The 15939-nt window shown below is 63.2% G+C and carries 13 protein-coding genes and 1 tRNA gene; all 14 read right to left on the bottom strand.

The features are described from left to right. Nucleotides 1-121 (bottom strand): GTP-binding protein (locus G7Y85_RS19915; protein ID WP_241696320.1); only part of this gene is annotated, 121 nt, incomplete at its 3' end. 52 nt (nt 122-173) lie between these two features. Next, nucleotides 174-2264, bottom strand: coding sequence for an elongation factor G (gene fusA, locus G7Y85_RS19910; RefSeq protein ID WP_166261753.1), 2091 nt, complete (start codon nt 2262-2264; stop codon nt 174-176). A 69-nt stretch (nt 2265-2333) separates the two neighbouring features. Next, the gene (gene rpsG / locus G7Y85_RS19905; protein WP_166261748.1) at nt 2334-2807 is read right to left on the bottom strand and encodes a 30S ribosomal protein S7; all 474 of its coding nucleotides are present in this window, start codon (nt 2805-2807) and stop codon (nt 2334-2336) included. A gap of 83 nt (nt 2808-2890) precedes the next feature. Further along, the gene (gene rpsL, locus G7Y85_RS19900) at nt 2891-3298 is read right to left on the bottom strand and encodes a 30S ribosomal protein S12 (protein WP_166261745.1); all 408 of its coding nucleotides are present in this window, start codon (nt 3296-3298) and stop codon (nt 2891-2893) included. Between the two features lie 205 nt (nt 3299-3503). Then, on the bottom strand, nt 3504-7781 hold the full coding sequence (gene rpoC / locus G7Y85_RS19895) for a DNA-directed RNA polymerase subunit beta' (protein ID WP_166261742.1): 4278 nt from the start codon (nt 7779-7781) through the stop codon (nt 3504-3506). Nucleotides 7782-7810: 29 nt separating this feature from the next. After that, the gene (gene rpoB, locus G7Y85_RS19890) at nt 7811-11959 is read right to left on the bottom strand and encodes a DNA-directed RNA polymerase subunit beta (RefSeq protein WP_166261739.1); all 4149 of its coding nucleotides are present in this window, start codon (nt 11957-11959) and stop codon (nt 7811-7813) included. Nucleotides 11960-12147: 188 nt separating this feature from the next. Then, nucleotides 12148-12525, bottom strand: coding sequence for a 50S ribosomal protein L7/L12 (gene rplL / locus G7Y85_RS19885; protein ID WP_166261736.1), 378 nt, complete (start codon nt 12523-12525; stop codon nt 12148-12150). A 60-nt stretch (nt 12526-12585) separates the two neighbouring features. Continuing rightward, entirely contained in the window at nt 12586-13107 is a 522-nt protein-coding gene (rplJ, locus tag G7Y85_RS19880) for a 50S ribosomal protein L10 (RefSeq protein WP_166261733.1), read from the bottom strand. Between the two features lie 275 nt (nt 13108-13382). Further along, nucleotides 13383-14078 carry a 50S ribosomal protein L1 gene (gene rplA / locus G7Y85_RS19875; RefSeq protein WP_166261730.1) on the bottom strand — a complete coding sequence of 232 codons (696 nt, stop codon included), beginning with the start codon at nt 14076-14078 and terminating at the stop codon, nt 13383-13385. Nucleotides 14079-14081: 3 nt separating this feature from the next. Continuing rightward, nucleotides 14082-14513 (bottom strand): 50S ribosomal protein L11, encoded by a 432-nt coding sequence (rplK, locus tag G7Y85_RS19870; RefSeq protein ID WP_166261727.1) that lies wholly within the window; start codon nt 14511-14513, stop codon nt 14082-14084. A gap of 174 nt (nt 14514-14687) precedes the next feature. Then, nucleotides 14688-15221, bottom strand: a complete 534-nt coding sequence (gene nusG, locus G7Y85_RS19865) for a transcription termination/antitermination protein NusG (protein ID WP_166261724.1) — start codon at nt 15219-15221, stop codon at nt 14688-14690. A 3-nt stretch (nt 15222-15224) separates the two neighbouring features. After that, nucleotides 15225-15611 (bottom strand): preprotein translocase subunit SecE, encoded by a 387-nt coding sequence (secE, locus tag G7Y85_RS19860; protein WP_166261721.1) that lies wholly within the window; start codon nt 15609-15611, stop codon nt 15225-15227. Between the two features lie 42 nt (nt 15612-15653). Further along, nucleotides 15654-15729, bottom strand: a tRNA-Trp gene (locus G7Y85_RS19855). 70 nt (nt 15730-15799) lie between these two features. Continuing rightward, nucleotides 15800-15939: EF-Tu C-terminal domain-related protein (locus G7Y85_RS19850; protein ID WP_494546250.1), on the bottom strand; the 140-nt coding region annotated here is incomplete at its 5' end.

Here is a 15939-nt window from a genome sequence, read left to right as displayed (position 1 = left end):
CGTACTTGTCCGCCGACACCTTCGTCAGCGCCGCCGTCGTCGTCGTCTTGCCGTGGTCAACGTGGCCAATCGTGCCCACGTTCACGTGCGGCTTCGTGCGTTCAAACTTACCCTTTGCCATGATCGCTTCCTCTACAAAATGCGTGATCAGACGCCCGACGGCGCCGCGGTGATTACTTCTTGGTCAGAGCGGCGATGACGTTCGCCGGCGCTTCCTGGTACTTCTTGAATTCCATGGTGTACGTCGCACGGCCCTGGCTCTGCGAGCGCAGCGAGGTCGAGTAGCCGAACATTTCCGACAGCGGCACTTCGGCGCGGATGATCTTGGCGCCGTAGTTGTCGTCCATGCCGAGGATCATGCCGCGACGACGGTTGAGATCGCCCATGACATCGCCCATGTAGTCTTCCGGCGTTTCGACTTCGACGCCCATGATCGGCTCGAGAATGACCGGATTGGCCTTCTGGCAGCCGTCCTTGAACGCCATCGACGAGGCGACGCGGAACGCGATTTCGCTGGAGTCGACGTCATGGTACGAACCGTCGAACAGGGTGATCTTGATGTCGACGACCGGATAGCCGGCCATGACACCGCTCTTGATCGCGTCCTTCAGGCCCTTGTCGACGCCCGGAATGAATTCCTTGGGAATCACGCCGCCGACGATGGCATTGACGAATTCGTAGCCCTTGCCGGCTTCCTGCGGCTCGATGCGCAGCCACACGTGGCCGAACTGGCCCTTACCGCCGGACTGCTTGGCGTACTTGCCTTCCTGCTCGACGGTCTTGCGGATCGTCTCGCGGTAGGCCACCTGCGGCGCGCCGACATTGGCCTCGACCTTGAACTCGCGCTTCATGCGGTCCACAAGGATTTCGAGGTGCAGCTCGCCCATGCCGGAAATGATGGTCTGGCCGGTCTCCTCGTCGGTCTTGACGCGGAACGAGGGGTCTTCCTGCGCGAGCTTGCTCAGCGCGATGCCCATCTTTTCCTGGTCGACCTTGGTCTTCGGCTCGACGGCCTGGCTGATGACCGGCTCCGGGAACTCCATGCGCTCGAGGATGACCGGCTTGTCCTGCGCAGCCAGCGTGGTGCCCGTGTAGACCTCTTTCAGGCCGACGCAGGCGGCGATATCGCCGGCGCGCACTTCGTCGATTTCCTGGCGGTCGTTGGCATGCATCTGCACCAGACGGCCGATGCGCTCGGTCTTGCCGCTGCGCGAGTTGTAGACGCTGTCACCTTTCTTCAGCACGCCGGAATAAACGCGGATGAAGGTCAACTGGCCGACGAATGGGTCGGTCATGATCTTGAACCCGAGGGCCGAGAACGGCTCCTTGTCGTCGGCATGGCGCTCGACCGGCTCGCCGGTCTCCGCATCCTCGCCCTTGATCGCGACCACTTCGGTCGGCGACGGCAGGTACTCGATGACGGCATCGAGCATGGCCTGCACGCCCTTGTTCTTGAACGCCGAGCCGCAGAGCATCGGGAAGATCTCGAGCGCGATCGTGCGCTGGCGGATCGCCGCCTTGATTTCCGCCTCGGAGAGGTCGCCCTCTTCGAGATACTTGTTCATCAGCTCTTCGGACGCTTCGGCAGCGGCCTCGACCATGTTCTCGCGCCATTTCTTGGCATCGGCAGCCAGCTCGGCCGGAATCTCGCCGTACTCGAACTTCATGCCCTGCGACGCTTCGTCCCAGATGATGGCCTTCATCTTGATGAGGTCGACGACGCCCTGGAACTTGTCCTCGGCGCCGATCGGGATGACGATCGGCACCGGATTGGCCCGCAGCTTTTCCTTCATCTGGCGGTAGACCTTGAAGAAGTCGGCGCCGGTGCGGTCCATCTTGTTGACGAAGGCCAGACGCGGCACGCCGTACTTGGTGGCCTGACGCCACACGGTCTCGGACTGCGGCTGCACGCCGCCGACTGCGCAGTACAGCATGCAGGCACCGTCGAGCACGCGCATCGAACGCTCGACCTCGATCGTGAAGTCGACGTGTCCCGGCGTGTCGATGATGTTGATGCGGTGCTGTTCGAACTGGCCGCCCATGCCGGTCCAGAACGTGGTCGTCGCGGCCGACGTGATCGTGATGCCGCGCTCCTGCTCCTGCTCCATCCAGTCCATGGTGGCAGCGCCGTCATGGACTTCGCCGAGCTTGTGGTTGACGCCCGTGTAGAACAGGACGCGCTCGGTGGTGGTGGTCTTGCCGGCGTCGATGTGAGCGGAAATACCGATGTTGCGGTAACGCTCGATGGGCGTCGTGCGGGGCATGTCAGGAACTCGTCTGGAAACGGGCTCCCGATATGAGGTCGGAAAGCCCGCTATGCAATGGGGACTGTCTTACCAGCGGAAATGTGCGAAAGCCTTGTTGGCTTCGGCCATCTTGTGCGTATCTTCGCGCTTCTTGACCGCGGCGCCGCGATGCTCGGAAGCATCCAGCAGCTCGCCGGCCAGGCGGTTTTCCATGCCCTGCTCGCCGCGCTTGCCGGCGGCATCGATCACCCAGCGCATCGCCAGTGTCGTGCGGCGCGAGGCGCGGACTTCGACCGGCACCTGATAGGTGGCACCGCCGACGCGGCGCGACTTGACCTCGACGGTCGGCGCCACGGCATCGAACGCGGCCTGCAGGAACTCCGCCGGCGCTTCGACGCCCTTCTTGGCCACGACCTGATCGAGCGCGCCGTAGACGATCTTCTCGGCAACGGCCTTCTTGCCGTCCTGCATCACCATGTTGACGAACTTGGAGACGAGTTCGCTCTTGAACTTCGGGTCGGGAAGAACCTTGCGGATTTCGGGTTTGCGACGACGGGACATGGCTTGATCCTAAATGTGGTCTTCAGGCATGCACCGGACCCGCGAGGAATCCGGTCACGCCTTACTCCGGGGTTGATCCGGGCTTACTTCTTCTTGCCGGCAGCAGCGGGCGCACCGCCTGCCTTGGGACGCTTGGCACCGTACTTCGAGCGGCTCTGGCGACGCTTGTCGATGCCGGCGCAGTCGAGCGCACCACGGACGGTGTGGTAACGGACACCGGGAAGATCCTTGACACGGCCGCCGCGAATCATGACGACCGAGTGCTCCTGCAGATTGTGGCCTTCGCCACCGATGTAGGAGATCACTTCGAAACCGTTGGTCAGGCGCACCTTGCAGACCTTGCGCAGTGCCGAGTTCGGCTTCTTGGGCGTCGTGGTGTAGACACGGGTGCAGACGCCGCGCTTCTGCGGCGAACCGGTGAGCGCAGGCACCTTGCTCTTGGTGACTTCGACGGCGCGGCCGCTGCGCACTAACTGGTTGACTGTTGGCACGTTGGAACTTCCCGGCTTGACAAAGAAAAGACGACCCGCCACAGGGGCGGCCGTCGGGAAAGGGCGCGAATCATAAAGGTGAGCCGCAGCGGAGTCAACGACAATCGTGTGTCAAACCCTGCTGCGGCATCGCCGCGTCGCCCATACGCGGCGGAACCGACAAAAAACCCCGGCCCAGGCCGGGGTTTTCGGTATTGCCTGACGGCTATTCGTCGCCGCCCTCGTCGCCACCGGCTTCTTCGCGGTCACCACCATCGTCCTCGGCGGTGGCCGAGGCGGTCGGGCGGATCGACGACAGACGGTCGCCGCTGGTGGCGTCGAAGCTGCCGGTCGAGTTCAGCGCCGAAGCCTGCAGGTCGGCCAGCAGGCTGCCACCGCGCGCCTTGCGGCGCTGCTCGTGGTAGGCCAAGCCGGTGCCGGCGGGGATCAGGCGGCCGACGATGACGTTTTCCTTGAGGCCACGCAGCTCGTCGCGCGAACCGCGCACCGAGGCTTCGGTGAGCACGCGCGTGGTCTCCTGGAACGACGCCGCCGAGATGAACGACTCGGTCGACAGCGAGGCCTTGGTGATGCCCAGCAGCTGACGTTCGAACTTCGCGCCGCGCTCGCCCTTGGCCTCGAGCCGCTTGTTCTCGGCCAGCACCTGGAAGATCTCGATCTGCTCGCCCTGCAGGAACTTGCTGTCCCCCGGCTCGGCAATCTCGACCTTGCGCAGCATCTGACGAACGATCGTTTCGATGTGCTTGTCGTTGATCTTCACACCCTGCAGGCGGTAGACGTCCTGGATTTCCTTGACGAGGTAGTTCGCCAGCGCCGTGACGCCCTGCAGACGCAGGATGTCGTGCGGGCTCGGCTCGCCGTCGGACATGACTTCGCCCTGTTCGACGGTTTCACCTTCGAACACGCGGATTTCCACCCACTTCGGCACCAGGATTTCCGCCTCGGAACCATCGGCGCGGACGATCTTGATGCGCTGCTTGCCCTTGGTGCCCGGCCCGAACTTGATCGTGCCGGTGGTTTCGGCGAGGACCGCCGGCTCCTTCGGCTTGCGCGCCTCGAACAGGTCGGCGACGCGCGGCAGACCGCCGGTGATGTCGCGCGACTTCGACGCTTCCTGCGGAATGCGGGCGATCGTGCCGCCGACGCCGACTTCGTCGCCGTCCTCGACCGCGATGATCGACTTCGGCGGCAGCGTATACGCGGCCGGAATGTCGGTGCCCGGGAACGTCAGCTGCTTGCCCTTGGCGTCGACCAGGATGATGGTCGGCTTGAGATCCTTGGCCGCGGAGCCGCGCGCCTTGGCCTCGGTCACGACGCGGGTCGCGACGCCGGTCAGCGGATCGGTCTCGCGGGTCACGGTCAGGCCTTCGGTGAAGTCCTGCAGTTTCACGAAACCGGCCAGCTCGGTGACGATCGGATGGGTGTGCGGATCCCACTTGGCCAGCCGGGCGCCGGCCTTCAGCTCGTCGCCGTCGCGGACCAGGATGGTCGCGCCGTACGGAATCTTGTAGCGCTCGCGCTCGCGGCCATTGGCATCGACGACGCCGATTTCACCCGAACGCGAGACGGCGACCAGCAGTCCGTCCTTGTTGGTGACGGTCTTCAGATTGTGCACACGCGCCGTACCGGCCGCACGCGAGTCGACACCGTCCGCCGAGGCCGCACGCGAAGCCGCGCCGCCGACGTGGAAGGTACGCATGGTGAGCTGGGTACCCGGCTCGCCGATCGACTGGGCGGCGATGACACCGACCGCTTCGCCGATGTTGACGCGATGGCCACGGGCCAGATCGCGGCCGTAGCAGTTGGCGCAGACACCGAACGGCAGTTCGCAGGTGATCGGCGAACGCACCCAGATCTCGTCGACCGAGTTGCGCTCCAGCGTATCGGCCCACTTCTCGTCGATCATCGTGCCGGCCGGAATCGCGATCTCGTCGCTGCCCGGCTTGTACGCGTCACGCAGCGTGACGCGGCCCAGCACGCGATCGCGCAGCGGCTCGAGCACGTCACCGCCCTCGACGATCGGCATCATCAGTAGGCCCTGTTCGCCGCCGCAGTCTTCCGCGGTGACGACCATGTCCTGTGCGACGTCGACCAGACGGCGGGTCAGGTAGCCCGAGTTCGCGGTCTTCAGTGCGGTGTCGGCCAGACCCTTGCGGGCGCCGTGCGTCGAGATGAAGTACTGCAGGACGTTCAGGCCTTCGCGGAAGTTCGCGGTGATCGGCGTCTCGATGATCGAGCCGTCCGGCTTGGCCATCAGGCCACGCATGCCGGCCAGCTGACGGATCTGCGCCTGGCTACCACGGGCGCCGGAGTCGGCCATCATGAACACCGAGTTGAACGACGGCTGCTTGACTTCCTTGCCGTCGGCGCCGACCGCCGTTTCCGAGCCGATCTGCACCATCATCGCCTTGGAGATGTCGTCGTTGGCGCGCGACCAGATGTCGATGACGCGGTTCTTGCGCTCACCGCCGGTGGTCAGACCCTGGTTGTACTCGGTGTCGACGTCCTTGACCTTGGCTTCCGCCTGCTCGAGGATCGTCGCCTTCTCGGCCGGGATCATGATGTCGTCGAGGCAGAACGAGATGCCGGCCTTGGTCGACATGCGGAAGCCCGTGTACATCATCTGATCGGCGAAGATCACCGTGTCCTTCGTGCCGCAGCGGCGGTACACGTAGTTGATGACGCGGCTGATTTCCTTCTTGGTCAGCGTCTTGTTGATGACCGCCAGCGGCACACCCTTCGGCAGCACTTCCGACAGCAGCGCACGGCCGGTCGTCGTGTCGACGAGGTGGTACAGCTCTTCGCCGCCTTCCTCGGTGTAGTCGAACAGGCGCACCTTGATCCTGGCCTGCAGGTCGACGATGCCGTTTTCGTACGCGCGATGCACTTCGGCGACGTCCGAGAACACCATGCCCTCGCCCTTGGCACCGATGCGCTCGCGCGACATCCAGTAAAGGCCGAGCACGACGTCCTGCGACGGCACGATGATCGGGTCCCCCGAGGCCGGCGACAGGATGTTGTTGGTCGACATCATCAGCACGCGCGCTTCGAGCTGCGCTTCCAGCGACAGCGGCACGTGCACGGCCATCTGGTCGCCGTCGAAGTCGGCGTTGAACGCCGTGCAGACCAGCGGATGCAGGTTGATGGCCTTGCCTTCGATCAGCAGCGGCTCGAACGCCTGGATGCCGAGACGGTGCAGCGTCGGTGCGCGGTTCAGCAGCACCGGGTGCTCCTTGATGCACTCTTCGAGCGCGTCCCAGACCTGGGACTCTTCGCGCTCGACCATCTTCTTCGCCGCCTTGATCGTGGTCGCGATGCCGAGACGCTGCAGGCGCGAGAACACGAACGGCTTGAACAGCTCGAGCGCCATCTTCTTCGGCAGGCCGCACTGGTGCAGCTTCAGCGTCGGGCCGACGACGATGACCGAACGGCCCGAGTAGTCGACGCGCTTGCCGAGCAGGTTCTGGCGGAAGCGACCCTGCTTGCCCTTGATCATGTCGGCCAGCGACTTGAGCGGGCGCTTGTTGGTGCCGGTGATCGCACGGCCGCGGCGGCCGTTGTCGATCAGCGCGTCCACCGATTCCTGCAGCATGCGCTTTTCGTTGCGCACGATGATGTCCGGCGCGCTCAGCTCAAGCAGGCGCTTGAGACGGTTGTTGCGGTTGATGACGCGGCGGTACAGATCGTTGAGATCCGAGGTCGCGAAGCGGCCGCCGTCGAGCGGCACCAGCGGGCGCAGATCCGGCGGCAGCACCGGCAGCACCGTGAGGATCATCCATTCCGGCTTGTTGTTGGACTGGATGAAGTACTCGATCAGCTTGAGGCGCTTGGCGAACTTCTTGATCTTCGTTTCCGAAGTCGTGGTGTTCAGCTCTTCGCGCAGCTTCGCCGCTTCGGTCTGCAGATCGATGCCGCGCAGCAGATCGCGCACGGCCTCGGCGCCCATGCGCGCGTCGAAGTCGTCACCGTACTGTTCGACCGAATTGAGGTAATCCTCTTCGGTCAGCAGCTGGCCGCGTTCGAGCGGGGTGAGACCCGGATCGACGACGATGTGGGCTTCGAAATACAGCACGCGTTCGATCGCGCGCAGCGGCATGTCGAGCAGCAGGCCGATGCGGCTCGGCAGCGACTTGAGGAACCAGATGTGCGCGACCGGCGAGGCCAGGTCGATGTGACCCATGCGCTCGCGACGAACCTTGGCGACCGTCACTTCGACGCCGCACTTCTCGCAGACCACGCCGCGATGCTTGAGGCGCTTGTACTTGCCGCACAGGCACTCGTAGTCCTTGATCGGCCCGAAGATCTTCGCGCAGAACAGACCATCGCGTTCCGGCTTGAACGTGCGGTAGTTGATCGTTTCCGGCTTCTTCACTTCGCCGTACGACCACGAACGCACCACTTCCGGCGACGACAGGCCGATCTTGATGGCGTCGAAGTCTTCCGCTTCCTCGGGGTTGCGGATCAGATTGAATAAATCTTTCATCAGTTACTCCTGAATTCGTTCGCCAAGCGCTACTGGTTCTGTTCCAGCTCGATGTTGAGACCGATCGAGCGGATTTCCTTGACCAGCACGTTGAACGACTCGGGCATGCCCGCAACCATGCGGTGATCGCCATCGACGATCGACTTGTACATGCGCGTGCGGCCGTTGGTGTCGTCCGACTTCACCGTCAGCATTTCCTGCAGCGTGTAAGCCGCGCCGTAGGCCTCGAGCGCCCAGACTTCCATCTCACCGAAGCGCTGGCCGCCGAACTGCGCCTTGCCGCCCAGCGGCTGCTGGGTGACGAGCGAGTACGGACCGGTCGAACGCGCGTGCATCTTGTCGTCGACCAGATGGTTGAGCTTCAGGTAGTACATGTAGCCGACCGTGATCGGACGCGAGAATTGTTCGCCGGTACGACCGTCGGTCAACTGTGCCTGGCCGCTGCGCGGCAGACCGGCGAGTTCGAGCAGCTCCTTGAGCTCCTCTTCGGCGGCGCCGTCGAACACCGGGCTCGACACCGGCAGACCGCCGGTCAGGTTCCTGGCGAGATTGACGATTTCGACATCGTTCAGCTCGTCGAGATTGACGTCCGACTTGCCGCCCGACTTGTTGTAGACCTTGTCGAGATACTTGCGCAGTTCGGCGACCGACTTCTGCTGCTTGATCATGTCGTCGATCTTGCGGCCGATGCCCTTCGCGGCCCAGCCGAGATGGACTTCGAGCAGCTGACCGATGTTCATGCGCGACGGCACGCCCAGCGGGTTGAGCACGATGTCGACCGGCGTACCGTCGTCCATGTGCGGCATGTCTTCGACCGGCACGATCTGCGAGATGACGCCCTTGTTGCCGTGACGGCCGGCCATCTTGTCGCCCGGCTGGATGCGGCGCTTCACGGCCAGGTAGACCTTGACCATCTTCAGCACGCCCGGCGAGAGTTCGTCGCCCGACTGGATCTTGCGCTTCTTGTTCTCGAAGCGCTTGTCGAACTCCGAACGCATGTCGCGCAGCTGCTTGTTGGCGGCTTCGAGCTGGTTCTGGGTGTCGTCGTCCGCGAGGCGGATTTCGAACCACTTGTCGCGCTCGATCGAGTCGAGATACTCGGCATCGACCTTGGCGCCCTTCTTCAGCTTGTTCGGGCCGCCGTCGGCGGTCTTGCCGAGCAGGATCTTGCGCAGACGATCATAGATGTCGTCCTCGAAGATGCGCTGCTGATCGGCCAGGTCCTTGCGGACCTGCGCCAGCTCGGCCTCTTCGATCGCCAGCGCGCGCTTGTCCTTCTTCACGCCTTCACGGGTGAACACGCGCACGTCGATGACGGTGCCGTCCATGCCGGCCGGCACGCGCAGCGAGGTGTCCTTCACGTCGGACGCCTTCTCGCCGAAGATCGCGCGCAGCAGCTTTTCTTCCGGCGTCAGCTGGGTCTCGCCCTTCGGCGTGACCTTGCCGCAGAGCAGATCACCCGCCTTCACTTCGGCGCCGATGTAGACGATGCCCGACTCGTCGAGCTTGCGCAGCGCCGCCTCGTTGACGTTCGGGATGTCGGCGGTGATTTCCTCGGCGCCGAGCTTGGTTTCACGCGCGACGCAGGTCATTTCCTCGATGTGGATCGTCGTGAAACGATCCTCTTCGACGACGCGCTCCGAGATCAGGATCGAGTCTTCGAAGTTGTAGCCGTTCCACGGCATGAACGCGATCAGCATGTTCTGGCCGAGCGCGAGCTCGCCCAGGTCCGTCGACGGGCCGTCAGCGATCACGTCGCCGCGGGCGACCTTGTCGCCCGGCGTGACGATCGGCTTCTGGTTGATGCAGGTGTTCTGGTTCGAGCGGATGTACTTGACCAGGTTGTAGATGTCGACACCCGCTTCACCGGCCACCGTCTCCTCGTCGTGGACGCGGATGACGATGCGCGCGGCGTCGACCTTCTCGACCACACCGCCACGCTTGGCCTGGATCGCGTTGCCGGAGTCGACGGCGACGCGACGCTCGATGCCGGTGCCGACCAGCGGCTTGTCGGCGCGCAGCGTCGGCACCGCCTGGCGCTGCATGTTCGAACCCATCAGCGCGCGGTTGGCGTCGTCGTGCTCGAGGAACGGAATCAGAGCGGCCGCAACCGACACGATCTGGCGCGGCGAGACGTCCATGTACTGGACCTTGTCGCCCGTCATCATCGTGAATTCGTTCTGGAAACGAACCGATACGAGGTCCGCCGTGAACTGGTTCTTGGCGTTGAGCTCCGAGTTCGCCTGCGCGATCACGTAGCGGCCCTCTTCGATCGCCGACAGGTATTCCACCTGATCGGTGACCTTGCCGTCGACGACCTTGCGATAGGCCGTTTCGAGGAAGCCGTACTCGTTGGTGCGCGCGTAGCAGGCCAGCGAGTTGATCAGGCCGATGTTCGGGCCTTCCGGCGTTTCGATCGGGCAGACACGACCGTAGTGCGTCGGATGCACGTCGCGGACTTCGAAGCCCGCACGCTCACGCGTCAGACCACCCGGTCCGAGCGCCGACACGCGACGCTTGTGCGTCACTTCCGACAACGGATTGTTCTGGTCCATGAACTGCGACAGCTGCGACGAACCGAAGAACTCCTTGATCGCCGCCGACACCGGCTTGGCATTGATCAGGTCCTGCGGCGTCAGATTCTCGGCTTCGGCCAGCGCCAGGCGCTCGCGCACGGCGCGTTCGACACGGACCAGGCCGGTGCGGAACACGTTCTCGGCCATTTCGCCGACCGCACGAATGCGACGGTTGCCCAGATGGTCGATGTCATCGGTCTGCTGTTCGCCGTTGCGGATCGCGATGATCTCGCGCACGACTTCGATGATGTCCGAATGCTCCTTGCCGAACTTGGCAAACAGGCCCTTCGAGAACTCGTCGTTGAACTTGCTGAACAGCTCGCCGTCGTAAACCACGCCCGGGCCTTCCACGTCATCGCGACGCAGACGGCGATTGAACTTCATGCGGCCGACGGCCGACAGGTCGTACTTCTCGGGCGAGAAGAACATGCCGTGGAACAGACCCTCGGCAGCGTCCTTGGTGGGCGGCTCGCCGGGGCGCATCATGCGATAGATTTCGACCAGCGCTTCGAGCTTGGTCTTGCTCGGGTCGATGTTCAGCGTCGTCGAGATGTACGGCCCCTTGTCGACGTCGTTGATGTAGAGCGTCGGCAGCACCTTGATACCGGATTCGCGCGCCTTGGCCAGCAGGTTCTGCGTCAGCTCGGTGTTGGCGGCGGCGATGATCTCGCCGGTGCCTTCGGCCACCAGATCCTTGGCGACGACCTTGCCGACCAGATAGGTGTCCGGCACCGTCAGCTTCTTGAGATTGGCCTCACCGATCAGCTTGATGTGGCGGGCGGTGATCAGCTTGCCTTCCTCGACCAGGGTCTTGCCGTCGGCGACGATGTCGAACTGTGCCTTCTCGCCCTTCAGGCGCTCCGGAATCAGGTCGATGGTTGCGCCGTCCTTCTCGAGCTTGAAGACGTTCTGCTCGTGGAACATCGCCAGCATCTGCTCGTTGTTGTAGCCGAGCGCGCGCAGCAGGATCGTCACCGGCAGCTTGCGACGACGGTCGATACGGGCGAACAGGTTGTCCTTCGGATCGAACTCGAAGTCCAGCCAGGAACCGCGATACGGAATGATGCGGGCGCTGTACAGCAGCTTGCCCGAACTGTGCGTCTTGCCCTTGTCGTGATCGAAGAACACGCCGGGCGAACGATGCAGCTGCGAGACGACGACACGCTCGGTGCCGTTGATGATGAAGGTGCCGTGGTCGGTCATCAGCGGCACTTCGCCGAGATAGACCTCCTGCTCACGGACGTCCTTGACGCGCTTTTCCTTCGACTCGCGATCGAAGATCACCAGACGCACCGTCACCTTCAACGGCGCGGCGTAGGTCATGCCGCGAACGCGACATTCCTTCTCGTCGAAGGCCGGCTCATCGAAGCGATACTTGACGAACTCCAGCGCCGCGGCGCCGTTGTACGAGGCCATCGGGAAAACGGACTTGAACGAGGCCTGCAAGCCGCTGTCCTTGCGCTTGGCGGGTTGCGTCTCCGCCTGCAGGAAGTGGCGGTAGGAGTCGATCTGCGTTGCCAGCAGATAGGGGATTTCCAGCGTCTCCTTCAGCTTGCTGAAGTCCTTGCGGATACGCTTCTTCTCGGTGAACGAGTAGGCCATCGGTTACCTCTGTCGTCAGATGCGCTTGCGCGCCTCAAAAAATCCAAACATTTGGCTAGTGCACGGCAGCCAAAGGTTTGGGTTCTCGCTTCAGCGGCGAAAGGCCGGGAGCCCGGAAAAGATTTTTCCGGCTCCCAGCCTTCGCTTAACGCTTCGAAGTTGCCTTGAAAAGCAAGGGTTCGATCGGCTTACTTCAGCTCGACCTTGCCGCCGCCCTCTTCCAGCTTCTTCTTGATGTCGTCGGCGGTCTTCTTGTCGACGCCTTCCTTGACGGTCTGCGGCGCACCTTCGACCAGGTCCTTGGCTTCCTTGAGGCCCAGACCGGTGATTTCGCGCACGACCTTGATGACGTTGACCTTCTTGGCCGCGTCGATGCCGGCGAGAACGACCGTGAACTCGGTCTTTTCTTCAGCAGCAGCAGCCGGGCCGGCAGCCGGACCGGCTGCAACGGCGACCGGGGCGGCGGCGCTGACGCCGAACTTGTCTTCCATCATCTTGACGAGCTCGACGACGTCCATCACGGACATGCCGGCGATCGCGTCGAGGATTTCTTCCTTCGTTGCCATCTTCAAAACTCCAAAAAAAGTGTGGGAAAGCCTGTATCGGAAAATGAACGCTTCGCGGACTCAGCCCTTGGCGTCGGCCACGGCCTTGACGGCGCGGGTGACCTTCGCTGCGGGTTCCGCCAGGGTGCGGACGAACTTGGTGATCGGTGCCTGGATCGTGCCCGCCAGAATCGCGAGGGCCTGCTCCTTGGTCGGCAGCGACGCCAGACGTTCGATGTCCTTGGCCCCGTACAGGGTGCCGCCGACTGCAACCGCCTTGACGACCAGTTTGTCGTTGTCCTTGGCGAAGTCCTTGATCACGCGACCCACCGAACCCGGATCCTCGAGCGAGAAACCGAGCACCAGCGGGCCGACCAGCGCGTTCTTCAGGCACTCGAATTCAGTACCTTCGACGGCGCGCGTCGCCAGCGAGTTCTTGACCACGTGCAGGTAGACGCCGTTGGCACGGGCCTTTGCACGCAGTTCATCGAACGCACCGGCCGACAGCCCGCGATATTCGGCAGCCACTGCCGACAGCGCGCGCTTGGCGACTTCGTTCACTTCCGCAACCAGGGCCTTCTTGTCATTCAGCCTGAGAGCCATCAGAACTCCTAGTTGCCTCAAATACGGTTCTCGCCGAATGGCTTCGAACCGGCCTATCTACGACAGCGGCCTTGCGACCTTTAATGCTCCTTGCAACCGCTCGGAGCCACTGACGGTCTTCGATGTGAGGCTTGACGCCACACTCCAAAGTCTTTGTCGCTTTGACGGCACTGCCACCAAAGCACGAACATCATTTCCATCGTCTCCGGCCGGCCCGAAGGCCAGCCGGCTCGCCGGCGCCGATGTCCACAGGACATCGACGAAATCGCGGCTCGCTACTCGGGCAGCGAGCCCAGGTCCACGCGCACGCCGGGACCCATGGTCGTCGACAGCGTGACCTTCTTGATGTAGACGCCCTTCGACGACGAGGGCTTGGCCTTGCGCACGTCGCGGACGACGGCGATCAGGTTGTCCTTGATCTTGTCCGCGTCGAAATCGACCGCCGCGATCGCGCAATGCACGATGCCGGCCTTGTCGGTACGGAACTTGGCCATACCGGCCTTCGCATTCTTCACGGCGGTGGCGACATCGGCGGTCACCGTGCCCGTCTTCGGGTTCGGCATCAGGCCGCGCGGGCCGAGCACCTGACCGAGCGAGCCGACGACGCGCATTGCGGCCGGTTCGGCGATGACGACCTGATAGTTCAGATCGCCTTCCTTCATCTTGGCCGCAAGCTCGTCCATGCCGACGGCGTCGGCACCGGCGGCCCTGGCTTCTTCGGCCTTGGCGCCCTGCGCGAATACCGCGACGCGCACGGACTTGCCGTTGCCGTGCGGCAGGACGGTCGAACCGCGAACGTTCTGATCCGACTTCTTGGCATCGACGCCGAGGTTGATCGACATGTCGATCGATTCCTTGAACTTGGCCGTCGCGCAGGCCTTGAGCAGCGTGATCGCTTCGTCGAGGCCGTAATTCTTGGTCGCCTGCACCTTGCCGGCCAGCGCTTTCTGCTTCTTGGTGATCTTCGCCATGACTTACTTCTCCACCACTTCAATGCCCATCGAGCGGGCAGAGCCGGCGATCAGGCGCATCGCGGATTCCATGCTGCCGGCGTTGAGGTCCGGCATTTTCAGCGTGGCGATTTCCTCGACCTGCTTCTTGGTGATCTTGCCGACCTTCTTGGTGTGCGGCGTCGGCGAACCGGATTCGATCCCGGCCGCCTTCTTGATCAGCGTCGTCGCCGGCGGCGTCTTGGTGATGAACGTGAACGAACGGTCCGAGTAGACCGTGATCACGACCGGGGTCGCGATGCCCGGCTCGAGCTTCTGCGTCGCAGCATTGAACTGCTTGCAGAACTCCATGATGTTCACGCCGTTCTGACCGAGCGCCGGACCGACCGGCGGCGCCGGATTGGCCTTGCCTGCAGGAATCTGCAGTTTGATATAGGCCGTGACCTTCTTTGCCATAACTTACTCCTGAGTGGGTGCAAACGCCTTGCGGCTCCCCGGTGTTTCGAATCCGCCCTTCGGGCGGGTTCGTCCTGAAAACTGCGCGGCGCCGGGCAACGAGTGCTTCAGCGCTGCCGTCCCTGGCCGTGCGTTCGCCAAAGCGGATTGCCATTCAAGGCAATCCGCTTTGGCTCACCCCTTCTCGACCTGAGAGAACTCGAGGTCGACCGGGGTGGAACGGCCAAAGATGAGGACCGCCACACGCAGGCGGTTCTTCTCGTAGTTGACCTCTTCGACGACGCCCTGGAAGTCCGCGAACGGGCCTTCCTTGACGCGTACCGACTCGCCCGGCTCGAACAGCGTCTTCGGCCGCGGCTTTTCGACCGACTCGGTGACACGGTTGAGGATCTTCTCGGCTTCCTTGTCGGAAATCGGCGCCGGCTTGTCCGGCGTGCCGCCGATGAAGCCCATGACCTTCGGCGTCGACTTCACCAGATGCCAGGTGTCCTCGTTCATGTCCATCTGGACCAGAACGTAGCCCGGGAAGAACTTGCGCTCGGTGGTGCGCTTGACGCCTTCCTTGATCTCGACCACTTCCTCGGTCGGCACCAGGATGTCGCCGAACTGCTCCTGCAGGCCGGCGCGGTTGATGCGCTCCTTGAGCGCCTTCATCACCGAATTCTCGTACTGCGAATAGGCGTGCACGACGTACCAACGCATCGTCATCTTCTACGCTCCGCGGCCGGTGAGAGTTTCGACGCCCTTGAGCAGGGCCGAGTCCAGTCCCCACAGCAGCAGCGCCATGATCAGGACGACCACGGCAATCATCAGCGTCGTCTGCACGCTCTGCTGGCGGGTCGGCCAGACGACCTTGCGCATTTCGGTGCGCGCGCCGCTGACGTACCCCCAGAGCTCGCGCCCGAGCTCGGTCTGGTAGGCGAGCGTCAGCGTGACCGCGAAACTGGCGAGCAGGATCAGGGTGCGGACCAGCGAATTGAACTGGCCCTCGAAGTAATAAAACGCAAACATGCCGCCGAGCAGAGCTACGGCAGCAATGAGCAGAAAAGCTGCGTCCTTGTACGAGGAACCAGCTTTTTCAGTATTTTGGGCTTCCATGAACTCGTTCTTAGGCCCCGCAGTTTTTCAGGCAACGCTGCGTGGCAGGGCGGGAGGGTTTCGAACCCCCAACCTGCGGTTTTGGAGACCGCCGCTCTACCAGTTGAGCTACCGCCCTGTATTTACCGCGGCAAAGCCAAAAAGGGGCGCGGATTCTAGGCAATCCGCGCCCACAAGTCAAAGGCGACTTAGGCCAGAATCTTCGTAACGACGCCGGCGCCGACGGTGCGGCCGCCTTCGCGGATCGCGAAGCGCACACCGTCTTCCATCGCGATCGGGTTGATCAGCTCCACCGTCATCTGCACGTTGTCACCCGGCATCACCATTT

Origin of the sequence: Solimonas terrae, from assembly GCF_011067135.1 — a bacterium.
GTDB lineage: Bacteria > Pseudomonadota > Gammaproteobacteria > Nevskiales > Nevskiaceae > Solimonas > Solimonas terrae.
This window is presented reverse-complemented; position numbering and strand designations above follow the sequence as displayed.